This is a genomic window from Methylacidimicrobium cyclopophantes (genome assembly GCF_902143385.2).
Taxonomy (GTDB): domain Bacteria; phylum Verrucomicrobiota; class Verrucomicrobiia; order Methylacidiphilales; family Methylacidiphilaceae; genus Methylacidimicrobium; species Methylacidimicrobium cyclopophantes.
The window spans coordinates 1-22,793 of sequence record NZ_CABFUZ020000093.1 but is presented as its reverse complement, the minus strand read 5'-3'; the positions used below and the strand labels follow the sequence as shown (position 1 = coordinate 22,793).

At 60.0% G+C, this 22,793-nt stretch carries 17 protein-coding genes, 1 tRNA gene and 3 pseudogenes; 11 read left to right on the top strand and 10 right to left on the bottom strand.

Translation table 11 applies throughout. The annotated features are described in order from the left end of the window. The first annotated feature begins 53 nt into the window (after positions 1-53). The 5 genes from merT (at position 54) to FN369_RS03190 (ending at position 4,414) form a co-directional block, all read left to right on the top strand. Positions 54-404 carry a mercuric ion transporter MerT gene (merT, locus tag FN369_RS03210; protein ID WP_142524765.1) on the top strand — a complete coding sequence of 117 codons (351 nt, stop codon included), beginning with the start codon at positions 54-56 and terminating at the stop codon, positions 402-404. 12 nt (positions 405-416) lie between these two features. Further along, positions 417-695, top strand: coding sequence for a mercury resistance system periplasmic binding protein MerP (merP, locus tag FN369_RS03205; protein ID WP_142524764.1), 279 nt, complete (start codon positions 417-419; stop codon positions 693-695). A gap of 10 nt (positions 696-705) precedes the next feature. After that, complete coding sequence (merA, locus tag FN369_RS03200; protein WP_142524763.1) at positions 706-2,376, top strand: mercury(II) reductase; 1,671 nt, start codon at positions 706-708, stop codon at positions 2,374-2,376. 88 nt (positions 2,377-2,464) lie between these two features. Continuing rightward, positions 2,465-3,418 carry a sugar phosphate nucleotidyltransferase gene (locus tag FN369_RS03195; protein WP_142524762.1) on the top strand — a complete coding sequence of 318 codons (954 nt, stop codon included), beginning with the start codon at positions 2,465-2,467 and terminating at the stop codon, positions 3,416-3,418. A gap of 3 nt (positions 3,419-3,421) precedes the next feature. Further along, positions 3,422-4,414, top strand: a complete 993-nt coding sequence (locus FN369_RS03190) for an aminoglycoside phosphotransferase family protein (RefSeq protein WP_142524761.1) — start codon at positions 3,422-3,424, stop codon at positions 4,412-4,414. 70 nt (positions 4,415-4,484) lie between these two features. Here the strand turns inward: FN369_RS03190 and FN369_RS03185 are convergent, their stop codons facing one another. The 3 genes from FN369_RS03185 to FN369_RS11060 all read right to left on the bottom strand — a co-directional run bounded on the left by FN369_RS03185 (position 4,485) and on the right by FN369_RS11060 (position 8,372). Further along, entirely contained in the window at positions 4,485-7,316 is a 2,832-nt protein-coding gene (locus FN369_RS03185; protein ID WP_246189512.1) for an MGH1-like glycoside hydrolase domain-containing protein, read from the bottom strand. A gap of 12 nt (positions 7,317-7,328) precedes the next feature. Continuing rightward, complete coding sequence (locus FN369_RS03180; protein WP_246189511.1) at positions 7,329-8,159, bottom strand: ROK family protein; 831 nt, start codon at positions 8,157-8,159, stop codon at positions 7,329-7,331. 72 nt (positions 8,160-8,231) lie between these two features. Next, complete coding sequence (locus FN369_RS11060; RefSeq protein WP_178087647.1) at positions 8,232-8,372, bottom strand: hypothetical protein; 141 nt, start codon at positions 8,370-8,372, stop codon at positions 8,232-8,234. 912 nt (positions 8,373-9,284) lie between these two features. On the opposite strand from FN369_RS11060, the gene FN369_RS03175 reads away from it, so the two are divergent. Both FN369_RS03175 and glgX read left to right on the top strand, forming a co-directional pair. Next, positions 9,285-9,911, top strand: a complete 627-nt coding sequence (locus tag FN369_RS03175; protein WP_142524760.1) for an SCO family protein — start codon at positions 9,285-9,287, stop codon at positions 9,909-9,911. 291 nt (positions 9,912-10,202) lie between these two features. Beyond that, complete coding sequence (gene glgX, locus FN369_RS03170; protein ID WP_142524759.1) at positions 10,203-12,332, top strand: glycogen debranching protein GlgX; 2,130 nt, start codon at positions 10,203-10,205, stop codon at positions 12,330-12,332. Positions 12,333-12,493: 161 nt separating this feature from the next. On the opposite strand, the gene FN369_RS03165 is transcribed toward glgX, so the two are convergent. Beyond that, a complete protein-coding gene (locus FN369_RS03165) occupies positions 12,494-13,774 on the bottom strand; it encodes a DEAD/DEAH box helicase (protein ID WP_246189510.1) in 1,281 nt (426 codons plus the stop codon). 414 nt (positions 13,775-14,188) lie between these two features. Between FN369_RS03165 and FN369_RS11435 the strand changes: the two are divergent. From FN369_RS11435 to FN369_RS03150, 3 pseudogenes are all read left to right on the top strand, one after another. Continuing rightward, a pseudogene (locus FN369_RS11435) lies at positions 14,189-14,317 on the top strand (hypothetical protein); the annotation flags it as partial. Between the two features lie 49 nt (positions 14,318-14,366). Then, positions 14,367-14,800, top strand: a pseudogene (locus FN369_RS11055) (transposase); the annotation flags it as partial. Between the two features lie 714 nt (positions 14,801-15,514). Beyond that, a pseudogene (locus tag FN369_RS03150) lies at positions 15,515-15,873 on the top strand (IS1634 family transposase); the annotation flags it as partial. 241 nt (positions 15,874-16,114) lie between these two features. Here the strand turns inward: FN369_RS03150 and FN369_RS03145 are convergent. The 4 genes from FN369_RS03145 to FN369_RS03130 form a co-directional block, all read right to left on the bottom strand. Continuing rightward, the gene (locus FN369_RS03145) at positions 16,115-16,567 is read right to left on the bottom strand and encodes a hypothetical protein (RefSeq protein WP_142524755.1); all 453 of its coding nucleotides are present in this window, start codon (positions 16,565-16,567) and stop codon (positions 16,115-16,117) included. A 217-nt stretch (positions 16,568-16,784) separates the two neighbouring features. Next, positions 16,785-17,282, bottom strand: a complete 498-nt coding sequence (locus tag FN369_RS03140) for a hypothetical protein (protein ID WP_142524754.1) — start codon at positions 17,280-17,282, stop codon at positions 16,785-16,787. Positions 17,283-17,554: 272 nt separating this feature from the next. Next, positions 17,555-18,469 (bottom strand): hypothetical protein, encoded by a 915-nt coding sequence (locus FN369_RS03135; RefSeq protein ID WP_142524753.1) that lies wholly within the window; start codon positions 18,467-18,469, stop codon positions 17,555-17,557. A 1,633-nt stretch (positions 18,470-20,102) separates the two neighbouring features. After that, positions 20,103-20,175: transfer RNA gene (locus tag FN369_RS03130), tRNA-Arg, on the bottom strand. A gap of 151 nt (positions 20,176-20,326) precedes the next feature. Between FN369_RS03130 and FN369_RS03125 the strand changes: the two genes are divergently transcribed. Next, positions 20,327-21,667 carry an AsmA family protein gene (locus FN369_RS03125; RefSeq protein WP_142524752.1) on the top strand — a complete coding sequence of 447 codons (1,341 nt, stop codon included), beginning with the start codon at positions 20,327-20,329 and terminating at the stop codon, positions 21,665-21,667. Positions 21,668-21,714: 47 nt separating this feature from the next. Here FN369_RS03125 and FN369_RS03120 read toward each other — a convergent pair whose 3' ends face one another. Both FN369_RS03120 and FN369_RS03115 read right to left on the bottom strand, forming a co-directional pair. Further along, on the bottom strand, positions 21,715-22,071 hold the full coding sequence (locus FN369_RS03120) for a hypothetical protein (RefSeq protein ID WP_142524751.1): 357 nt from the start codon (positions 22,069-22,071) through the stop codon (positions 21,715-21,717). Between the two features lie 42 nt (positions 22,072-22,113). Then, positions 22,114-22,793: methyltransferase (locus FN369_RS03115; protein WP_142524750.1), on the bottom strand; the 680-nt coding region annotated here is incomplete at its 5' end.

Genomic DNA, 22,793 nt, shown 5'->3' with positions numbered 1-22,793 from the left:
TAAGTACGGTGGTAAAGATAGTATAGGGACGAGAGATTCGGAAGGAGAAGATCATGTCGGACTCCAAGAAGAATCGGGGCGCTTTGGCCGGTGCGGTCATTGGAGCCATCCTCGCATCGGGTTGCTGTCTCGGGCCGCTTTTGCTGGTGACGCTGGGCTTCTCGGGTGCCTGGATCGGTAACCTATCCGTGCTCGAGCGGTACCGTCCGCTCTTTCTTGGAGTCGCGTTGGTAGCCCTCTTCTTCGCTTGGCGGAGCATCTTTCGGCCGGCGCCGGAATGCAAGTCGGGCGAGATCTGCGCCGTGCCCCGGGCGCGGACGGCCTACAAGCTCTTCTTTTGGATCGCCGCTGTTCTAGTACTCGTGGCCTTCCTCTTTCCCTACATCCTGCGATTTTTTTACTGAAAGGAGATGTCTATGAAGAAATTGGTTCTCTTCGTCGCCTTGACCGCGGCGCTCCATGCGCCGGCCTGGGCTGCCACCAAGAACGTGATTCTGTCCGTCCCCGGCATGACCTGCGCCGCTTGTCCGGTCACGGTCAAAAAGGCATTAGCCCGAGTGGAAGGGGTTGAGAAGGTCGTCGTCCGCTTCCGGGAGCGGGAAATCGTCGTCACCTTCGATGACGCAAAGACCGATGCAGAAGCCCTGACCAAGGCGACAGCCAACGCGGGCTACCCATCGACCGTGAAGCGATGAAGGGATGACCATGGCCCGAGCGATTCTTCTTCAGATCGATGGCATGACCTGCCCTTCTTGTGCGGCGCATATCGAGGGAGCCTTGAAGAAGGTGCCCGGTGTCCGCTCGGCTTCTGTCTCCTATCCAGAGGGAAGGGCGGAGCTGGAGACGGAAGCCCGTGTCTCCCCGGATGCGTTGGTGGAAGCGGTGTCTGTGCTCGGGTATCGGGCAGAGGTCGCCGCTGGCGCGAAGAGAGGGTCGGCGCTCCACAAGAAAGCGCGGGGACGCAGGGAGAGCGGCGACGGGCAGCCACTCCAGGTGGCGGTGATCGGCAGCGGCGCGGCCGCCATGGCGGCCGCACTCAAAGCGGTCGAGCGGGGAGCTCGGGTGACGCTGATCGAGCGGGGCATCATTGGGGGCACTTGCGTCAACGTCGGCTGCGTCCCCTCGAAGATCCTGATTCAGGCGGCGCAGGTCGCTCATCTGCGGCGGCAGAGCCCCTTCGATGTCGGCATCGCCGCCTGCCAACCTCGGATCGACCGCGGGAAGCTGCTCGACCAGCAGGAAGGACGAGTCCGGGAGCTACGGCAGGCCAAGTACGAGGGAATCTTGGACGAAAATCCAGCGATTACCGTAGTCCGGGGCGAAGCCCGATTTCGGGACGGCCGCAGTCTGGACGTGCGCCTCCACGACGGCGGCGAACGGCAGATCCCCTTCGATCGCTGTCTGATCGGCACCGGGGCCGGGGCCGATCTGCCCTCAATCGAAGGTCTGAAGGAGACCCCCTTCTGGACCTCCACCGAGGCGCTGGCGAGCCCGACGATTCCTCGGAGGCTCGCGGTCATCGGCTCCTCTTCCGTAGCTGTCGAGCTGGCGCAGGCCTTTGCTCGGTTGGGGAGCAGCGTGACCATCTTGGCCCGCCACTCGCTGCTCTTTCGGCGGGATCCGGCCATCGGAAAGGCGATTGCGTCGGTCTTCCGCAGCGAGGGGATCGATGTCTGGGAAGGGGTCGAAGCGAACCGGGTCTCCTATGCGAAGGAGTTTCGGCTGAGCACCCCGGCGGGCGAAGTGTGTGCCGATCGGCTGCTGATCGCCACCGGCCGCTCGCCGAATACCCGCGGGCTGGAGCTCGATCGGGCGGGGATCGCCGCCGACGGTCGCGGCGCCGTCATGATCGACGAGCGGATGCAGACGAGCGCACCGGATATCTATGCGGCCGGCGACTGCACCAACCAACCGCAATATGTCTACGTCGCGGCGGCGGCCGGAAGCCGTGCGGCGATCAACATGACCGGGGGAGAGGCGGTCCTGGATTTGCGCTCGATGCCGGAGGTGATCTTTACCGATCCCCAAGTGGCCAGCGTCGGGTATGAGGAGGAGAAGGCGAGGAGCGAAGGGATCGAGACCGAGAGCCGGACTCTCACGCTCGACAACGTGCCGCGGGCGCTCGCCAACTTCGATACTCGAGGCTTCCTCAAGATGGTCGCCGAAGCGGGATCGGGACGGCTTCTCGGCGTTCAGGCGGTCGCTCCGAACGCAGGTGAGCTGATTCAAACAGCCGCGCTGGCGATCCGGCACCGGATGACCGTGGACGAGTTGGCCGACCAGCTCTTTCCCTACCTTACCATGGTCGAGGGGCTCAAGCTGGCGGCGCAGACCTTCCGAAAGGATGTCCGCCGGCTCTCCTGCTGCGCGGCCTAGCGCGGATGGGAAGGCCTTCCCCGAGAGCGGGGCGAGGGGAAGAGGGCCTCTATCTTTTTTTCTTCGAAGCGCGTAAGGTGGGCCGACCGTGCATCCCTCTCCTTCCTTGGCCCCGGTTGCCTTCGTCCTGGGAGCCGGGCTCGGCACGCGGCTTCGGCCGCTCACGGAGGAAAGACCCAAGCCGCTGATTCCGGTGGCAAACAAGCCGCTCATTACTTATGCCTTCGATCGGTTGATCGACATCGGCATCCGGGCCTTCGTGGTCAACACCCATCACGCTCCGGAGGCCTTTTGGTCCGCCTTCCCCGACGGACGCTATCGGGGTCGGGAAATTCAGTTCCGTCACGAGCCGCTTCTCCTCGACACGGCCGGCGGGGTCCGCAATGTCGCCGATCTGTTCGGAAATCAGCCATTTCTCATCCACAACGGGGACGTCCTGACCGATCTGCCGATCGATCGTGCCGTGGAACGCCATCTCGCCGGTGGAGATTTGGCGACGCTGGTGCTCCGTTCCAACGGACCGGCCCTTCACGTCGCCTTCGACCCGGAGAGTGGAAGGGTGATCGATATCCGGAACCGACTTGGGACCAATCAGATGCGGCAGTTCCTCTACACGGGGATTGCGGTTCTTTCGCCGGGGATTCTCTCATGGATTCCAAAGGAGGGGCCGGTTTCCCTGATTTCGGTTTTTCTAGAAATCCTCCAATCTTGCGGCCGGATCGGCGGCATCCTGCTCGATGAGGGGATCTGGTTCGACCTGGGGACTCGGCAGAGCTATCTCGCCGTCCACCGCCATCTTTGGGCAGAGCCCGGGAGCTTCCGCTCGATCCGGTGGGTCGATCCGACGGCTCGAATCGAGCCCGGAGCGGTTCTGGAAGGCGCGACGGCCATCGGGGCGCGCTGCTGGATCGGAGCCGGCGCTCTCCTCAAGAACTCGATCGTCTGGGAAGGGGCGGAGGTCGCCGCGCAAAGCCGTCTGGAGAATTGCATTGTGCGGAACTCTCGGCTTGCCAAAGGGAACCTGGCTGACTCAGACATTTAACCCATGTCTTGCGAGCTCCTCCTTCGGGAAACGGCTCTCCGCTTCCCTCGCTACGCATCGGAAGGGGCCTCGATTACGAAGCTCCAAAAAGGGGGTTCGGACCGCTCCTTCTACCGCATCCGGATCGGCGACGGCGACTCCTTGATCCTCGTCGAGTATGGGGAGAGTCGGCCGGAAAACGCCCTCTACGCCCCTCTGGCGGAATTTCTTCGAAAGTTGGGAGTTCGAGTTCCGCGGATCTACGGCCACGAGCCGAAACGTGGCCTTCTTTGGATGGAGGACCTGGGCGATCGAGATCTCTGGGCCTATCGGGCTCTTCCCTGGGAAGAGAGACGCCGCCTCTATTTTGCCGCTCTCCACGAAGTCTTTTTGCTCCATGCGAACGCCCCCCCTCGGGTCGAGGGGATCGTCCTGCAACCGCCCTTTACCTGCGATCTCTATGCGTGGGAGCAATCCTACTTTTTCGAGAATTGCCTGGGCCGTTTCTTCCAAGGAGAGGGTCAGACACTCCGCCGGCTGGCGAAGGAGCCGGCCCTCCGGGAAATCGCCGAGCGGCTCTCCCTTTTCCCCCGCCGGCTCGTCCATCGAGACTTCCAATCGCAAAACGTCCTGGTGCGAGATGGGGAGGTCTACCTGATCGATTTTCAGGGGATGCGGCCCGGGCTCGCCTCCTACGACTTGGCTTCCCTCTTGTTCGACCCCTACGTTGCCCTTTCGGCCGACCGGCGCGCCGAGCTGAAGGAGTACTACGCATCTCTCTGGAAAGCCTCGGGACGGTCGATGCCGGAGGATCTTACAGAGGCCTTCGATTCGGTGGCCATGCAGCGTCTGATGCAGGCGCTCGGCGCCTATGGCTACCTGGGGCTCGTCCGGGGGAAGAAGGAGTTCCTCCGATATATTCCGGTGGCGATGCGTCTACTGGCCGAGGTTCTCGGCCGGATCCCCGGACTTGAGCCGCTGCTCGCCTACGTGGAGAATCTGGCTTCCGTTCGCTGAAGCCTTCTTTCCGGAGGCCTTCGGAGCCCGAAGCGACGAAGAGGCGAATCGAGCACGAACCGAGTGACTCTTAGTCCTCGTCAGGGGTTTCGAGAATGCTTCCTTCCGTGCCGGGAGGGAGCTCGCCCCGGAGGGAGACCGGCAGCCGCTGGGACCCCGTGTTGCCTGACCCCTTTTTGCGCAGAAGCGGCTTTTTGTCCTTGTATTCGGCAAGCTGCTGAATGAGCTTGGCTACCAGGGCGGTCCAGCCGGTCTGATGGGAGGCCCCCAGCCCCGCACCGCTATCCCCGTGGAAATATTCAAAGAAGAGCCAACAATCCTTCCATGCTGGATCTTCCTCGAAGAGGGGAGCGTTTCGAAAGACCGGCCGGCGGCCCGACTCGTCCTTGGTGAAGAGTGAAACCAGCCGACGGGAGATTTCCTGGGAAACCTCCCATAGGTTGAGGAGCTTCCCCGAGCCGGTCGGGCATTCCACGCGAAACCCGTCGCCGTAGTAATAGTGGTACTTTTGGAGCGATTCGATGAGCAGCAGGTTGATTGGAAACCAGATCGGCCCGCGCCAGTTCGAGTTTCCTCCGAATCTCCGGGTGGTCGCTTCCCCTGGGGCATAGTCGAGCCGGTACTCCTTTCCACCGATGGAGAGGACGAGGGGGTGGTCCTCGTGATGCTTGGAGAGGGAGCGGATCCCATGAGGACTCAGGAACTCCTTCTCGTCGAGGAGGAAGGAGAGTAAGTCGCGAAGCTTTTCCTTGCTTACCAAGGAGAGGAGGAAGAGGTCGGCTCGAGCCGAATCCTCCGGCTCTTGGGCATCCCCCGTTTTGCCGTGGCGCTGCGTCGGCGGGAAGGCCATCTGTTTGCGGATTTCCGGATGGCTCCGGAGGAACCAGCCGATCCGTTCCCGAAGATGGCCCTGCCGGTTCCAGAAGAGCTCCTTGGAGACCGAACCGACGGCGAAGATCGGCATCACTCCCTGGAGGGAGCGCGCCTTGAGGGGCAGCCACTCCCCGGAAGGGAGCCGAAGGACGTCGTAATAGAATCGGTCCTGGGGATCCCAGAGCCTCTCCCGGATCTCCTTCGGCAGCGAGCGGACCTGGTTAAGGGAGCGGGCGATGTGGACGAAATGGACGAAGAATTCGGCTGCGATATCTTGAAACTTCGCGTCGGTCTCCGCCAGCTCGGTCGCGATCTCGATCATGTTGATCGCAAAGAGGCCCATCCAACTCGAGGCGTCCACCTGATACATGGTCGTCCCTTCCGGGAGGGCGGAGCGGTCGAGCAGCCCGATGTTGTCGAGGCCGAGAAAGCCCCCCTGAAAGAGGTTGTTCCCATAGATGTCCTTCCGATTGAGCCACCAGGAAAAGGAGAGGAGGCAGCGGTGGAAGATCTTTCCCAGGAAGATGAGATCCCCGTTCCCCTTCCGTTTTTTTTCGATTTCGTAGATCCGCCAGGCAGCCCAGGCGTGGAGGGGAGGGTTTACATCGGAAAAGGACCACTCGCATGCCGGGATTTGGCCGTTCGGATGCATATACCACTCCCTGGCCAGAACGAGGAGCTGCTCCTTGGCATATTCTGGATCGATCATCGCCAGGACGACCGCCTGGAAGCAGGAATCCCAGCTCGCGAACCAGGGAAACTCCCATTTGTCCGGCATCGAGAGGACCTCCTTGCCGTAGAAATGGCACCAACTCGCATTGGGCAGGCGGTAGCGGGAGGGAGGAGGAGAGGGAAACCCCGGATCGCCCTCGAGCCACCGTTCTACGATATAGTGGTAGAACTGTTTGTTCCAGAGTAGGCCCGCAAACGCCTGCCGCTGGATTCGGCGTTGCTCTTCGGGGAGCGAGGCAGGGGTGATCGACCGATAGAAGTCGTCCGCGTTCGCCTTTTCCCGATCGAAGATCGAGTCGAAGCCTTCGCCCCATCGCTCTCCCAGCGCGAAATGGCGGGAAAGCCGGAGGCGGACCGTGCGGCTTTCTCCGGCTTCCAGAAAGAGCGGATAATGGATCGCCGCCTTGGTGCCGAACTTCTCCGGATTGACGCTCTTCTTGCCATGCACCAGGTAGTCGTGGATCCCGTCCTTGGGGTAGGGCACGGGATTGGGGCCCCATCCGAAGCGCTCGAAGTTGGTCTCGTTGTCGACGAAGAGAGTTTGCGACGCTCCGGAGAAATAGAGCGCCATTGGTTCGAACTCCGGGTGGAGCGCTTCCAGGAAGAAGGATTCTCCTCCGGCGTTGCGCTCGCACAAGCGGGGTCGCTGGGCATCCGGGTGCCAAGACCAAGTGTTCCGAAACCAGAGGGTGGGCAGCAAATCGATCCAAGAGGAAGCCGAGCTCCGGTTGATTACTTCGATCCGAATCAGGATGTCCTTGGGATCGTTCTTCGCATATTCGACGAAGACATCGGTATAGCGGTTGTCATCGAAGATGCCAGTATCGAGGAGTTCGTATTCGGGCAGGAACGGATCGGACTTCCTCCTTCGGTTTTCATCGAGGAGGTCTGTGTAGGGAAAGGGGCGGTGCGGATATTTGTAGAGGAACTTGAGGTAGCTATGCGAAGGGGTATTATCGAGATAGAAATAGTACTCCTTCCCATCCTCCCCGTGATTCCCCTCGGGGTTGCTCAATCCAAAGAGTCGCTCCTTAAGGATGGGATCGGAACGGTTCCAAAGCGCGATCGCAAAGCAGAGCCGACAGCCCTCGTCGCAAATTCCGGCCAACCCGTCCTCTCCCCAACGGTAAGCCCGAGACCGGGCATGGTCGTGCGGGAAGAACGACCATGCATCGCCACTGGCGCTGTAATCTTCCCGGACGGTCCCCCACTGGCGCTCGCTGAGGTAAGGACCCCAGAGCCTCCAGGGAGCACGGCCCGAGGCGGCTTCCTGGAGTTTTTCCTCTTCTCGGGTCATCGGTGCAAGAGATCAGCGGGAGGGTGGAAACGAGCCGATCTTGCTTACGGTCTTCGTGCAGAGCTCCTTGGGTAGCCCTTGCCAGAGCCGTAGCCCGCCGGGGAAGGCGAGCTCGTTCTCGCCCAGCGAGCAGAAAGGAGGGAGCTTCTTGAGGAAGCGGGCGTTCCCTCCGCCGATCACCAGATAATCGACCTGCAAGAGGAAGTGAAAAAGCTTGATCAGCCGCCGGACATGGGCGCGCCACTTCTGATGCCCGAGCCGCTCCAGACCCGCCTGTCCCACATACTCCTCCGCCGTCCGACCATGCCGATAGGGCATAGCCTGGAGCTCGAGCGGTTGGAGGATCCCCTCGACGATCAAGGCGGAGCCGAGACCCGTGCCGAGCCCGAGGAAGAGCATATCCCCTCCTCGGTAGCTGCCGAGCGCCTGCATCGCGGCGTCGTTGATGATCCGCACCGGCTTCCCGAATTGCGTGGAGAAGTCAAAGTGGACCCAACCCGGTCCCAAGTGCGACGGCTCTCGCTCGGGCTTCCCGTCGACGACGGGTCCCGGAAAGCCGATCGAGACCGCGCTCCAATCCCACTTCCCGGCGACTTCCTGCACCTTTTCGACGAGCTGGTCTGGGGTAAACTTGGGCCCCGTGGGGATTTTCACCGGTTCGGGATGGTCGGAGGCATAGACCTTGACATGTTGTCCCCCGACATCGAGAACGAGAATCTTCCGCGGGATTTCCCCCCTCTCGACCGGGCCCGAAGGAGATCCGCCTCGTTTGCGGGGAGGAGTGGGTTTGCTCGGATTCATGGGAGGGACCGCCTCGATGAGGGCGTCTCTCTTTTGCAGCATCTTCTCCCGAGAGATCAAGGCGATTCTCCCTTTGCCGCCACGGCTTGAAGAGGGTGAGCCCGCTTATTTCCATCAGGCGACGAATCCCGGCACGAACTCTTTCTCAACCGGCTTTGCGGCAGAGTGACGAATGTTGGCAACCGATGCGCTGACGGCTTGGCGCGCCTCTTTCCAAGCGGGAAATTTCCGGGGACCGGAGATATTCTCATCCATGGCTCGCTTTTTTCTTTTACCCCAAAACGGCGTTTCCGCTCCCATCGGGACCGTCGCCGGAAGGCGACTGCTCTTTCGAGGCCGGCGAGAAGACGTCCCGCGAGTCGCCTTAAGAAATCGGGATCTGACGGGGCGTTCGTTTTTGGCCTTTTGCCGAAAAGTTTGCGAGAGCCTGTTTTTCCCGCAAGAGAGGGAAAGAAACGGATGTTTTTCCATCCATGCGTGGTCGGTCGGAAGCGGGAGCCGGGCTGTCGACATGGATCGAGCCGCGCGTCCGCGCCACAGGAGCCGTTTTGTTCGCATCTCCGAGCGGCTCTCTCCAGTAGTCCATATAAGGAGGCATGGAGAATGTTCGCCAAGAAAAGCGCGGAAGCTCCCGGTTTCCTTCTGTGATCTTCCCGGATTCGCTCCTGAGGCTGGACTCACGTTCCGAAGCGGAGAGACTCCTCCCGATCTCCCGAGGGAGGGGACGTGTCCGAGTCGATCCGGAAAATGCGCTCTTTCGGCTTGGGAATGAACGTTTCCACGAAAGGCGGCGTCGAACGGGGATAGGTTGCGCATGCGGATTCCCGGTGCCTCCGAGAGTTCCTGGCTCTTCTTGTGCAAGGGCCTCCTTCGTTCGTGGTAATTTCCGGGAAGGATTGGGAAGCGAGCCGCTTGGTTCGCCCGCTTCGGCGGCCTTGCGAAGAAAGGCAAACACTCTTGCAAGGCGCTTTTCGGTCCGGCGCTAGGGATCCAAGAGTTGGAAAACGAGCGGAGTGGGGAGGATGGCCCGGTTTGTTCGGCCGGTGCGGCTCAGCTAGGAAAACGAGGAATCATGCAACAAGCGAGTTCCGGAGAAGAGGAGAGGGAACGGGCCTTATCCTTCCCTGGCGGAAATGTCGGACGCTCCCGGGCTCTATTTTTCACAGCATGAACCAAAGCAAAACGAATACCCTAGGAGGTCTCTGCGTTCTGGCGCTGCTGCTCGAAGTCCTCGAGCCCTCCCGAGATCCGCGAGCGGAGGCGTCGCTGCCCATGCTCCAGGCGGTGGACGGCTTCTCGCTGGTCGACGCTTCGGGAAAGCCTTTTCGACTCGAGAATCTCCGGGGGAAGATCTTCTTGCTCCACTTCTTCCATGCCGATTGTCCAGGTCCCTGCCGGCTGCAGGCCCTACGCCTGGAGCGGCTTTCCATGCTGCTTCACTCTCTTCGGCACGTGGTCCTCGTCTCCGTCACCCTCGATCCGGAGCGGGATACTCCAGAGGTTCTTCGGAGCTATGCAGCGGCTCATCACGCCATCCCCGGGCGCTGGGTTTTCCTCACCGGGCCGGGGACGCGCTTCCTGCAGACAACGCTCGATCTTCCGGTGGCCGAGACCGCTCCCGAGGAGCGCGCGCAGTACGGTCGCTTTCGCCATGCCACGCGGCTCTACCTCGTCGATGAGAAAGGGTGGATTCGCCGTTGCTACTATGGCGGCCTGCACCCGCAGATCCCCGAGCAGGTGGCGAAGGATATCCGTGCCCTTCTCCAAGAGAGAGCATACTCCCCGCTTCGATGATCCCTTTTGCGCAGATCTTTCCCCGTGCAAGAGAAGGACTGGGCCGATTCCGCAGGGAAAAGGAAGCCATCCGACTTCTCATTCTTCGAGCGGAAGGAGCCGACCGAACCCCGCCACTCGCAAACGCGTTCTTCCTCCGTCTTTCCCCTGTCCCTTAGCGTAGTCCACTAGGCGACTCTATTACACAAGAGACTATTCGGGAATTACTTATATGTTGAGGCGTGGGAGGTTTGGGAAGAGGCAAAAGAGCTTGCGGAGCGATCGAGAACCCGAGAATCTCCCGAAGGCCGCATGTCGAAAAATCCCTATCCGCTCGAAGAGGGTCTCCCCCATCCGCTCGGAGCCACTTGGGATGGCCGGGGCACCAATTTCGCCCTTTTCTCGGCCTACGCGACCAAGGTGGAGGTCTGTCTCTTCGATCATTCCGGAAAAACGGAGACCGCACGGATCGCGCTCCCCGAATACACCGATCAAATCTTTCATGGTTACCTGCCCGAGGTGGGTCCGGGCACCTTCTACGGCTATCGGGTGCATGGCCCCTATGAGCCGGAGGCGGGCCACCGATTCAATCCCCACAAGCTACTCCTCGATCCTTATGCCCGGGCCCATGCCGGTGAGCTGATCTGGAACCCGGCCGTTTTCGGATACCAGGTAGAGTCGGCTGACGATCTCACCTTCGATGAACGCGACAGCGCCCCCTTTTTACCGAAGTGCGTCGTCGTCGATCCCAATTTCGACTGGCGGGGAGAGGCGAAGCGGAACTTCGTGCCATGGGAGGAGACCATTCTCTACGAGATGCACGTCAAAGGATTTACCAAACGCCATCCCGCTGTGGCGGAACCAGTTCGCGGCACCTATGCCGGCCTCGCCGCTCGGGAGGGGATCGAATACATCCGCTCGCTGGGGATTACCTCGATCGAGCTTCTCCCGATTCATACCTTCATCAACGATCAACATCTGCTGGAAAAAGGGCTCACCAACTATTGGGGATACAACAGCATCGGCTTTTTCGCGCCCGATCCTCGTTACGCAGCCGACGTGGCAAACAGCCTCCGCGAGTTCAAGGAGATGGTCGCTCGGTTCCATGACGCCGGCCTCGAGGTGATTCTCGACGTGGTTTACAACCATACCGCCGAGGGGAACGAGCGCGGTCCGACCCTATCGTTCAAAGGCATCGACAATGTCAGCTACTATCGGCTCCTTCCCGATCAGGCTCGTTATTACATCAACGACACCGGCACAGGAAACACATTCAATTTGAGCCATCCCCGGGTGATCCAGCTGGTGATGGACAGCCTTCGCTATTGGGTGCAGGAGATGCATGTCGATGGATTTCGGTTCGACTTGGGAACCATTTTGGCCAGAGAGCGCTACGGCTTCGATGAAGAGAGCGGTTTTCTCAAGGCGGTCCAGCAAGATCCATTGCTAAAGACCGTGAAGCTGATTGCAGAGCCATGGGATTGTGGCCCAGGCGGCTATCAGGTCGGTGGCTTCCCGCCCGGTTGGGCGGAATGGAACGACAAGTTCCGCGACACCGTGCGAGACTTCTGGCGCGGCGAGGCTCCCGCCTCCGCTTTGGCTAAGCGCCTTTGCGCCTCTCCGGACCAATTCAACCGATGCGGCCGCAGAGCCTGGGCGAGCGTCCACTTTATCAGCGCTCATGACGGCTTCACCCTGAACGATCTGGTCAGCTACAACGACAAGCACAATGAGGCGAACAAGGAGGAGAATCGAGACGGCACCTCTGACAATCGCTCCTGGAATTGTGGCGTGGAAGGTCCGACGGAAGATCCGGAGATTCTCAAGCTGCGCCAGCGGCAGATGCGCAATTTGCTCGGAACGCTTCTGCTCGCCCAAGGCACGCCGATGATTCTCGCCGGCGACGAGTTCGGCCGGACGCAGCAAGGCAACAACAACGCCTACTGCCAGGACAACGAAATCAGCTGGCTCGACTGGAATCTTTCCGAAGCGGGCCGGAAACAGATCCGATTCACCCAAAAACTCACTGAGTTTCGCCACCGCTATCCGATTCTCCGCCGCGCTCGTTTCCTCACCGGAGAATACAACGAGGAGCTCGGAGTCAAGGATGTCACGTGGATCAACGCCAACGGCACCGAGATGCGCACCGAGGAGTGGAGCGACGCCAACATGAAGTGCTTCGGCATGTTGATGGATGGCCGTGCCCAGGTGACCGGGATCCGCAAGCGGGGCGAGGATGCAACCCTTCTCCTCCTGCTCAACGGCTATCGTGACGTCGTCGAGTTTCATCTCCCCGAATGTGCGGGAGGCGGGAGCTGGTCGCTGCTCTTGGACACCAACCTACCAGAGCAAGAAGAACAGCCTGATTTTTCTTGCGGTGCCGTTTATCAATTGACTGGCCACTCGCTGCTCCTCTTTCTCCTGCGTCCGAAGGGTGTTTGAAAAGCGCTTCCGGAAAGGCCTCGGGTTCCCAAGAAGGGAAGGCCCCGCTCCTCTTGGAAGCCCCTCCGAAGAAGGGAAAGCAAGGAGAAGGGCCGACGCGCCTTTCGGCGACAAATCCGTCCCGGGAGGCGGCAACGCGCTCGTGTTCGCCCCGACTCGGCTTAGGCCGAGCGGAAGGATCGCGGTTCGCGCCGACCGCTTCCGCGACCTTCGTTCCGCTGCCGGCCCCAGCGGCTTCCGCCTGCGGGGCGGCTTCTGCCTGTGGGATGACCCGGGGAAAAGGCGGGCCTTTTTACTCGCTCCTCGGAAGAGGCGCCCCGAGAGGCTTCCCCCAGCTCGAACCCTTCGATCTGCTTCCGCTCGATCGTTCGACCGAGAAAGCGCTCCAAGGCCCTCAGCGCCCCGAACTCCTCTCGAGTGACGAAGCTGATCGCGTCCCCGGTCGCTTGAGCCCGTCCAGTCCGCCCGATCCGGTGCACATAGTCATCGGAAGTCGCCGGAAAATCGAAATTGATGACATGCGAGATGCCATCGACATCGATTCCTCGAGCGGCGATATCGGTCGCCACGAGCACGCGAACCGCCCCCGCCTTGAAGTCCTCTAAGGCGCGAGTCCGTTGGCCCTGCGACCGGTCGGCATGCATCGTGGCCGTCCGAATCCCTGCTCGTTCCAATGTCCGCCCGATCCGATCTGCCCCGTGCTTGGTCCGAGAAAAGACGAGCACGCTCTGGAGTGCCGCACCTTGCAAGAGATGGCAGAGCAGTTCCGCCTTCCGCTCTCGCGCCACTTCGTAGACCGATTGGGTGACCGCCTCAGCGGGATTCGCCCGGCGTCCAATCTGGACCAGCTCCGGCGCGCAGAGAAACTCCTGGGCGAGCGTTTCAATCTCCCGAGAACAGGTGGCGGAAAAGAGCAGCGTCTGGCGCTTGCGGGCCACCCATTTCATGATCTTCTGGATCGAGGGCATAAAACCCATGTCGAGCATCCGATCCGCCTCATCGAAGACCAGGAACTCGAGCCGGGCGAGGTTGCCATGCTGCTGCTCCAATAAGTCCAAGAGCCGACCGGGACACGCAACGACGAGATCAACCCCGGAACGGAGCGCGGCGACCTGAGGCCGTTCTCTCACTCCTCCGTAGACGGTGGCCATCCGCACGGGCAGATGTTTGCCGTAGGTTCGCACGTTTTCCTCGATCTGCGCCGCCAGCTCCCGAGTGGGCGCAAGGATAAGCGCCCGGGTGCCGCTGCGGGCGGGGATGTTCCCCTCCGGGCAGAGCTTGGCGAGAATCGGCAAGGTGAAGGCCGCGGTCTTTCCGGTGCCCGTCTGCGCGATGCCGATCAGGTCCCGTCCTTCGAGAATGAGCGGAATCGCTGCGGCTTGAATCGGAGTCGGCTGGGTGTAACCCGCCTCTTCGACCGCCTGCCAAATTTTGGTTCCCAAGGGGAAGCTACGAAAGGAGAGAGAAGACGACATAATATCCAATGGGCTCTGTAGTATCCCCTTGGTGGGCCAGGATACGGCTCAAAAGAGGAATCCCCGCGCATGCGGGGCGGTGAGTTAATAAAGTTACTGCCATTCCAGAAAGGATGGCAGCGAGCGATCCTTTACAGAGTTGCCTTGCATCCTACTGGGCCAGCTACCGTCCCACAACAAAAATCTCATTTTTCTCGCAAACAAGTGAAGGAACCGCCGCAAAAATAGGGGAAGTAACCGCTTGGGTTCCGGGAGCCGGGGATTTCTTGAGATTGGGCCGCCACGGCCATCGCGACGAGGAGGGATGGCGGTCGGGCAGCTGCGGGAGCTCCTCCTGCGACCGCTTGCTCGGGACCGATCCCGCACCCGGCTCGGGCGCTCTTGGCCCAGCAGATCTTCGGGATTGCGCTAGGCTACGACGATCTCCGTAACCACGAGGGGTTACGTTCCGAGCCGTTGATTGCCCTCGTAAGCGGGAAAAGAGATTTCCAGGAAGCCCTGGCCGGCAAGAGCACGCGCAACCGCTTGGAGTCGACGGGGTCCGAGCGAGCGCTACCAAAAGCTCGACCAGGGGCTCAAGTCCTGGCGCGAGCGCCTGTTGGGCGAAGTGCCTCCAATCTCTTTCCTCGATGCCCGTTGCGAGAAGCTATGCCTGCAAGGATGCATGATCGTTGCCGACGATCGTGCCGGCCAGTGTACCACCCGTCGGGAGGCCGGAAAGACCGGTGCCGCCCGGTAGCGTGCCCCTTCTGCGCCCTCGACAAAGGAGAGGCCGAGTACCTACTCAGAGCCGCTTTGCACATCTGGTGCAAGGAAGATCCCAGACTCGTCGATTGGATTGAAATCGCCGTTCCTGAAAGTGGCAGGCTCTTCGACTACGCCAAAGCGCACCGTGTGCGGCGGTGCACGACCGATAACCTGGAACGCATCAACCGGAAGTTGCGACGACGCACTCGGATTGCGAGCATCTTCCCCAACCCTGACGCCCGCCTCAGTGTTTATTTGTGATCAGGACCGCCGCGCAGGCTCCTGAGACATGTATGTGCCTGCCAATACGTCTCCCGACGTCGTGAACGGACGCGCAGGCGGAGAAGAAATCCCGCCGACATATGAATCATGAATCAACCCTACTCGCAGCGAACGGCTCTAAAGGCAGCTGAGAAAAGACAAAATAAGGAGCAGGTATAAAGAGAGAGCAACGGAAGACGACCTGGATTAGGATCGTAAGATTGGGGTTGGCGCTGGCAGCTGCGGCGACGGCGGAAGGAAGAGGGGAAATCTACCAGGGATTCCATGGCTCTCGTTCTTACTTTCTCTGGGACAACGGCCCGATCACGCAGGGGTTCACCGGGGATAGCCCCGTGTTCCGGTTTCTATTACAATCGAGTAGGTTCCGGAGGGTTGAGAAGTTACAGCTTCGGAAGCTCCGGAAGGAACCGAGATTTCCACATTCCATCTTTCGGGAGCGGTGAGCCGAGGCTCCCAAAATTTGGTGTGGATGAGGTTGAGGACGAGGAATAACGTGAGAGACGGCTGAGAACTAGAAGTATTGGCAGGAGCGGCCCCAGCTGCTTCTTGCCGTCGCCACCGATGGCCGAGAGATTCCGATCCATGGGGAGGTGCTCCGAGGGGAGCGGGCGGATCGCACGACGGTGACGGGGCTTTTGGTGACGGTCCGACGAAGGTTCGGGATCCTGGAGGCGAACTAAGAGGCTCGCAGAGGTCGCGGCAGCCATATCCCAAGCTCAAGAGTTACCGGGAAGTCCGGCCGGTCTATCGCTGGCGGCCGGGGAGCCCGAGTCCACAGCCCTATGCGGCTCCGCTTCTTGGCCTTCTGGATCCGTGTGCGGCTCGGAACCGAATGGATTGCGAATGGCTTCCGCGAAGAAGTTCCCAAGGTGCTCGCGGCCTTCAAGCGCTCCATTTTGAGCCAACTCGCCGGAAGCGGGCAGCCCTGGATCGGCCTCTCCTCCCGGATCCCAACAGAACTCAATGCATTGCTCCGAGAATTCGACCTGTTGCCCCTCTTTGCTCATCGGCCCAATGGGCAGGGTAGAGGGGGCTAACAAATCATCATCGTTCTGTTGCAGTCTCTTACAACATTCCTCTGCGAAAGATCGGTTAATTTCGGCGTCTTTGGGAGATGCCATGGTTTGTGGGTTGAGAGGCGTAAGGCAGAGAGGAGCAAGAGTTTGTTTGCCAGAGGGGGCTCGGTCTTCTTGGCGAAGCCAGCTGGCCCACCAGGCAAAGCGAACGCTTTAGGTCGTTATAAAAAATGACTGAGATCACGGCCTTGCAGAGGCTCGGCTACGGCACGAACGGACGAACGTGATAGGCCGTCGGGTCCAGCTGCAGCGTCAAGAAGCTCGGCGTTAGTGGAGAAGCCGAAACAGCCCCATAAATTCCTGGCACGGTAGACGGTCTGGTGCTGAAGTTGACCCAAGCGTTGCCACTCGTCACAGCGGGAGCCGCCGTCATGATCGTGGGCGCCTGGAAGAAAATCCCCTGACCAGCCACCACCCTGGACGCATAGGCGTTGTCGACTACGGTGTTCAGCGTCAGAAGAGCCGACGGATTGGTCACCACCCCGTTGGTGTATCCAGAAAGAAGCACCACCCCGCCAGGGAAGACAAACCCCTGCACCCCTAAAGCATCGTGACTCAGGCTTGTCACATGCAAGGCGCTTGAGGCCACCGACAAGTTGCCGCTAGCCTGGACGAGCAAGTTGCTCGTCGCATTCGCGACTGGAGTGGAATCCACGCCAGGGAGGGGATTGTTCAGGAAAGTTGCCGTGCTGCCCGAGTTGATCGTCGCATTCCCCGAAACCGCCAGATTAATGGCCTGACGGCCGATCCCATCCGCGTTAATCGTGATCACCGTGTTGCCGCTGGTGCCATTCGCCACCTGGAAGCCGTTGAGCAGCGGGTTCGTGCTGATCCGGTGATTTGCGTTACCCGCTACCGTGAGGTCAAAAATGTCAGTAGTGATGGTCCCAGAACCGGTTAAGCCACCCCCCCTTGAAACTCACAATTTGGGACGTCAGCGGCAGATCGAGAGTAAATTGCCCACCAGATTGCGAAGCGGATAACGCGGCGGCATGAATGCCACTTGGATCGGTGATATTAATCGACCCGAAAGCAAGGCCAACATTGCCTGTCGCGCTGCTTATCCAAAGATTGATGTTTGGGACATTGGTCAGCTGATGAGGATATAAGGGCGCAAAGGCGGTAATCGCGCCATTCCCTGGATTAACAAAAGAATCAGTCGAAGCCGTCGGGCTCGTAATCGCTAATGTTCCATTGCTATAAACGCTGCCCAGAGGAAACTGAGAATTTAAGCGGGCCGGGTTCTGCGCAAAAAGATTAATGAAATCATAACCAACCATCGCCCCATAATTGACAAGCGCTCCTTGCTGTGCCCACAGATCGATGCTTCCTTTCGATGGCATCCCGGTTATCGTCGAGGTTGCATTCATTGCTGCCTGTGGCTCGTTGATGATCGAACCATTAACCCAAAGAACTAACGTTGGGGTAACTCCCAGTTTGGGAAGTAAAGCGCCCTCGGAATTATAAAATGGGGCGTTGGGATAAGAATAAATAGATCCGTGGTTGAGAAGGGATCCACGAGTAGAGAGTGTTTGAGGATCTAATGTTTAAGCAAAGGCGATGTTGCCGTAGTTAAAAAGCCAGCCCTGCCAGACGTGGGGAGTAGCTGTTCCCCACTGAAGAAAGGGTCCACCTGGTAATATCAAGTTGCCGCTGGTAGTGATATGCTCGAGGAAAGTAAATACGAATACGTTGGAAATGCAAAAGGGCTACCCGAGGCAGGTCCGCTAAGCGTGATGGACCCATTACTACCGAGAATGGGTGTGGGTGCAATTCGAAAGCCATTGTGATCTCCAAGGACCCGAAACGAAAACAAAAACTGGTAGCCCGAAATAAAATCAAGAAAATGATTGGCCGCTCCTCCATTAAACAATGTTGGGGAAGCAATCCCAACATCGATCTGTGGGGCGGTAACCAAAAGTGCGCTGCCGACAGGGGTTCCATAAGATAGCGGTGGTATGCTTGTCGGTCCGTAGGTAATCGAGGCTCCAGACTGAATCGTCACATAACTCCCGGTCAGACCAGGGGTTATCCCTAATCCATACCCAGTGAAGCTTTGAGCTGCGGAAAGGGGAAGATTGTATCCAATCAGGCCAACACCGGCGGGGGAAGCGATGATTCCGGTCGAACCTACCAGAATGCCATTTCCGTTCGCGAGAATGAATGGAGCGGTAGGCGTCGATTGGACCATGCCGAAAATCATGGAAGGGTTGCCCGAAGTATCGACGTTCAAGACCGGATTGTATCCTGAGTTGGAGGACTGAATGAGGAGCTCCGCATGTGTGCCCACGTTAAAGCCCGGCCCGGAACCAGGTACATTTAACGATCCTCCCGAGCTTTGCCAGACGATTGCAGTGGGTTGCGATACCTGTAGAAGCGCTTCGTGTGGAGTCGCCAGGGAATAGGAAACGTGGTGGGCACCATTAGCAACCACTCCATGGCCGGGAAGCTGACCCATTATCGGTAGAGCAAGTGCCGGGGAAAGCATGGGAAGCGTCAATCCGCATGCAGCGGCAAAGGGAACAAAACCTCGAAAACGCGGTTTGTGGTTGGTCATAGTTCTTCCCCAGGATCGTAAGTCATTCTTTTTCCTCGTGTGCAATCTGCCTTGCTTTCTCTATTTAGGCTGAAGAGCCCTTGGGCTGACGGATGGGAGCTTTTGTAGACGGGGAGACCCAACGGCTGCGGAAGGGGACTTTCTTCCGATGCGGAAAAAGTGGGATAGTAGGACTGGCTCCACGAGGGAGAAAGCCGAGAGGAAAGCCGGATTCCCCGCTCCCCGTTCGCCCGGAGGGTTTCTGCTGGTGCCGGAATACGGCTGGCTTCTGCAGATAAGAGCCGCCCGTCAGCCTCGCATCGGTTGGAACCGCAAGCGCGAATGCTCCTCCGCGCTGATTGCGCCAAGGCCCCTTCGGCCACCCAAGCCTGCATCTCCATCGGCAAAACCATCGGAATCCTCCGATTTACCGTCACATGGAACCCCGTGCAGGCTCCGGTAGCGGCATCGCCAGATGAAAACCTAGTATTAAGATTACGTCAAAACGCGAAAATCTGTCAACGAAAAGTGAATCATGGGGAAACAAGCGAAGTAACCGATTGGGTTATGGGAGCCGGGATTTCTTGAGATTGGGAGATCAACGGCTACGGCGAAGAGGAAGGATCGCGGGTTAGGAAGGAGCGGGCGATCTCCCTGCGAGGGTTTGAGCGGGATGGATCCACTGGTCGGAAACGGCGGAGATCTTGGGATGGTCCTTTTTGGACGCTGCGCCTGTGGCGAGCGCTGCCCGATTCCGGCTCTCCCGGGCTCTCGCTTGCTCTTTCCTCTCCCCGTCTCGCCGAAATCGACGTTTCTCTTTGACGGACGTCGGACCCCGGCACAGCTGCGAGGAGATCATGACTTGGTGCGAAAGGAGTCCAGTCGACTATCTCCTCGGCTTGGCTTGCAACGAGCGCTTGCAGCGGACCATTGCGGCGTCGATGGAGGAGGCTCGGCTTCTGCACGAACCCGAGCGGCAGACCCGCTCGCCTCTTCCCCGAGTTTCCCTACCGCACCCGAAAAAGTTGGTCGAGGCAACCCCGGGTGATCGCGAGAGCCGAGTAGCTCGAAAAGGGAGAGGACCCGCCCTATGTCATCACTTCCCTCGGCGCCGAGGAGTGGCCCGCTTTCGGAGCTTTACGAGAAGTTCTCCTGCGCTCGGGGCGAGATGGGGAACCGCATCAAGCGACAGTTCTTCCTCTTTCTCCTAGCACGCGCCGATTCTTCCTGGCGCTCTTTTGTTCGGGAGAAAGTACTCCGCGGATCTCCGCGCCAATCCCTCTCGGGGATCAAGGGCGGGATTTCGTCTCGAAACGGTCGGGTTGATCGGTCTTGACGTGTCGTTTTTGCGTTCCCGCAGAAGAGAATTCTTCATACGAATCATCCATTTGCCGCTTCGACGCTCCGTGCTCGGGCGTGGGTTTTCGGCCGGCGAAACGACGGGAAACCGGCCACCGCATGGTTGCTTCCCTGGAGCAGTGACCACTTAAGGACGGCATTTCGGGTTCCGAAAGGGACTTCACTGTTCGCCCTACCAGAGAATGTTGGCCAAGGAATCCAGTCAACATCAGGGAATACAAGCTAGAAATCGAAATCACCAGAGTCAAAAGCTCATAACAGCTGTATTTATCAAGAGACAATGGGAGTTACCAACCGCACCCGGCAGGATTCGAACCTGCGACCAACGGATTAGAAATCCGCTGCTCTATCCCCTGAGCTACGGGTGCCAGGGCGAGCCCGTTTTATGGCGGTCCCTCGAAGAAGGGAAGGGTTTTTTCCGCTCTTGGCAAGAAGCGTCAAATGTTCTTTGGTGGGACGCGGGATAAAAGGCATCGGCCCTTGGGAGGATGCTCTCTCGGCGAAATCGATGGGAGCGGTATGACGATTTCGAAAAAGAACTTGTCTCGATGGCTCCGGATCGCCGGCTTGGCTGCCGCTCTGCTTTTGGTAGTTACGGGAGTTGTTGGAGCTTTCTGGGTCTATAGGACGGTCCAAGGGAAGGGTTTTGCCGACCACGCGGCAGAGCTCGTGGAACGGGCGACCGGCTGCACGGGAAGATTCGATCCCTTTTCCTTCGCTGGTTTCGGTCTGGCAACGGCTGGCTACCAAGGGAAGGGGAATTCGGCTTCCCACTTCGCCTCGATCGCGGCCAAGAATGTGCGGATCGAGCTCGATCCCTTGGCGATCCTCCGATTCTCGCTGCAAGTACGAAGGGTTTCGATTCGGAAGCTTGTGGCGGTGCTCCAAAGGCCGTCCGTCGAAAACAAAGCCGGGACGGCCGGCACATCTGCGGCTGGGGAGGAGAAGGGGTTGGCACGGTGGTCTTTGGGGCGGTTTCGTATCGCCTCGCTTGGGATCGGATGGCCCGAAACGATGGCTGGGGGAGGTTCGGCTGAGGGAATCGATCTTCGCGGAGAGGGGAGCGAAGAGGGTTGGGGGCTGCGTGCCAAGGGCGGAAGCATTCGCGTGGCGGGGCTGCCGGAACTCCGTCTTGCGGAGGCGCATGGGCTTTTGGAGGGGAAGACCCTTCGCATGGAAGCGGCCGAATTGCATCCTAAGGACGCTCCGGAAGCGCTGGTTGCGGGGACCGGAAAGCTCGGCCTTGCGCCGTCGGAGCCGACCGACCTTTCCTGGCAGATCCAGGCGCTGCCTACCTGGACGGTTCTGCCCAGCCCGTGGAAGGAGCGGGTGAGCGGGGAGGTGCGCGGCTTCGGCAAGGTGTTGGCGGAGGAGGGGGGACCTTACGAGTGGAAAGGGGATCTCTTCCTCGACCAGGGGGTTCTCCACGATATTCCCTTTCTTGTCGCACTCGACTCCCTTTTGCGGGTGCGAGCGCTCCAGGATGTGTCCCTGAGCCGGGCGCAATGCCACGTCGAGGGGAAAGGGGAGCGGATGCGCATTTCCGACATCGCGATCCAATCCGGGGAGACGATGGTGATCCACGGTTGGGCCGAGGTTGAGGGGAAGCGGGTCTCCGGCGTGCTCAACGTCGGCTTGCGCTCCGAGCTCGCTCAGCTGATTCCTCGGGTGAATCTCGGACTCTTTGAGCTGGGGGCGGGGGGCTATTTCTGGACGACGGTTCGGCTCTCGGGGACCACCGATCATGTGCAAGAGGACCTGACCCCGAGGCTCGATTGGGCGATCAAGAAGAGCTTACCCATGCAGATGGAGCGCAAGGGAGAGCAGCTCTTCCGGCGCGTCGTGCCGAAGATCCCATGATCGCCCTTCCCGACGAGGTGCTGCGGGAGCAAGCGTCGGAGAAACGGCTACCGGTAGCACCAAGCCCAGATGCCGCGGGTGTAGATCTTGGGATTGGCCCGCTTGTCGCTTGGGGAAAAGAGGATCAATCCTTCCGCACCATGCTCCGCTCCTTTGGCGACGAGCTCGTGGATCGAGTCATCGAAATCGTCATCGTCGATGAAGACCGCACCGATGATGTGGTAGCGGGAAGGGGCTCCTTGGATGTAGACGGGAAGCCCGTCCACCTCCCGGAGAAGGATCGCGCCCGTGCGAACCAGGGTGGGAGGTCGCTGCACCGTCACCCACCGGGCGCTGCTCGCGACCGCCGGCGAGAGGGGAAGAAGGGAGAGGAAGAGAGCAATCCATCCGGCCAGGGTTCTCATCTGAAGCTCCGACTTCGAGGATAAGAAAGTTTTTTGCAGCCGTCAGCTTTTCTTTGGCGGCCGGAATCCAGTCGGCTTTTTGCGCCAGAGGGTGGCTTCTGGGAGGCACCATTGGAACTTCCGGGCATGCTCGCGGAGAACTAGGGAGAGATTCCATCTTCGGAGGAGGGTAAAGGAGGGAGAGAGCAACCGCTCGATTGCCTCCGATCCCGGAACGAGCCAACGCTCTCGGGGCGTGTACTCCGGCAGCCAGGTGTAGGGGGAGGTAAGAAGGAGCTGGCCGCCGGGGCGGAGAAGCGAGGGGAGGCGGTGGAGGAGGGCCGCGGGATCGGGAAGCCGGTCGAGAAGGTTGGCGGCGAGGAGGAGATCGAACGGTTCGTCCAGGGCGGTCGAGAGGACGTCATCCAATCGAAATTCGACACGCTCCGGGCGAACCCCCCTAGGAAGGGAAAATTCCCATGGGGCGGTCCGGTCGCCTTCGAGCGGGACCGGACAACGGATCGAGCCGGCTTTTTGGAGTAGGCGGGCGGCTCGGAGGAAGGCTTCGGAGCGGTCGAGCCCCACGACACGCCGGCAGCGGCGGGAAAGCTCATAGCAGGATCGGCCGACGGCGCAGCCGAGCTCGAGGGCGGCGGGATCGGGAGGCAGCTCTTCCCACCGGAAGCCCTCGCGGACGCAGCGGACCGGAAAGTCGGCGAGCTCGGCGGGGGCGGCGTTCGGGA

Coding starts and splice junctions, on each gene's coding strand:
- FN369_RS03140 (WP_142524754.1), bottom strand. CDS start 17,282: ATGAATGCAACCTCGACGATAACCGGGATGCCATCGAAAGGAAGCATC.
- FN369_RS03125 (WP_142524752.1), top strand. CDS start 20,327: ATGACGATTTCGAAAAAGAACTTGTCTCGATGGCTCCGGATCGCCGGC.
- FN369_RS03190 (WP_142524761.1), top strand. CDS start 3,422: ATGTCTTGCGAGCTCCTCCTTCGGGAAACGGCTCTCCGCTTCCCTCGC.
- FN369_RS03180 (WP_246189511.1), bottom strand. CDS start 8,159: ATGCTGCAAAAGAGAGACGCCCTCATCGAGGCGGTCCCTCCCATGAAT.
- FN369_RS03185 (WP_246189512.1), bottom strand. CDS start 7,316: ATGACCCGAGAAGAGGAAAAACTCCAGGAAGCCGCCTCGGGCCGTGCT.
- glgX (WP_142524759.1), top strand. CDS start 10,203: ATGTCGAAAAATCCCTATCCGCTCGAAGAGGGTCTCCCCCATCCGCTC.
- merP (WP_142524764.1), top strand. CDS start 417: ATGAAGAAATTGGTTCTCTTCGTCGCCTTGACCGCGGCGCTCCATGCG.
- FN369_RS11060 (WP_178087647.1), bottom strand. CDS start 8,372: ATGGATGAGAATATCTCCGGTCCCCGGAAATTTCCCGCTTGGAAAGAG.
- FN369_RS03120 (WP_142524751.1), bottom strand. CDS start 22,071: ATGAGAACCCTGGCCGGATGGATTGCTCTCTTCCTCTCCCTTCTTCCC.
- FN369_RS03135 (WP_142524753.1), bottom strand. CDS start 18,469: ATGACCAACCACAAACCGCGTTTTCGAGGTTTTGTTCCCTTTGCCGCT.
- merT (WP_142524765.1), top strand. CDS start 54: ATGTCGGACTCCAAGAAGAATCGGGGCGCTTTGGCCGGTGCGGTCATT.
- merA (WP_142524763.1), top strand. CDS start 706: ATGGCCCGAGCGATTCTTCTTCAGATCGATGGCATGACCTGCCCTTCT.
- FN369_RS03175 (WP_142524760.1), top strand. CDS start 9,285: ATGAACCAAAGCAAAACGAATACCCTAGGAGGTCTCTGCGTTCTGGCG.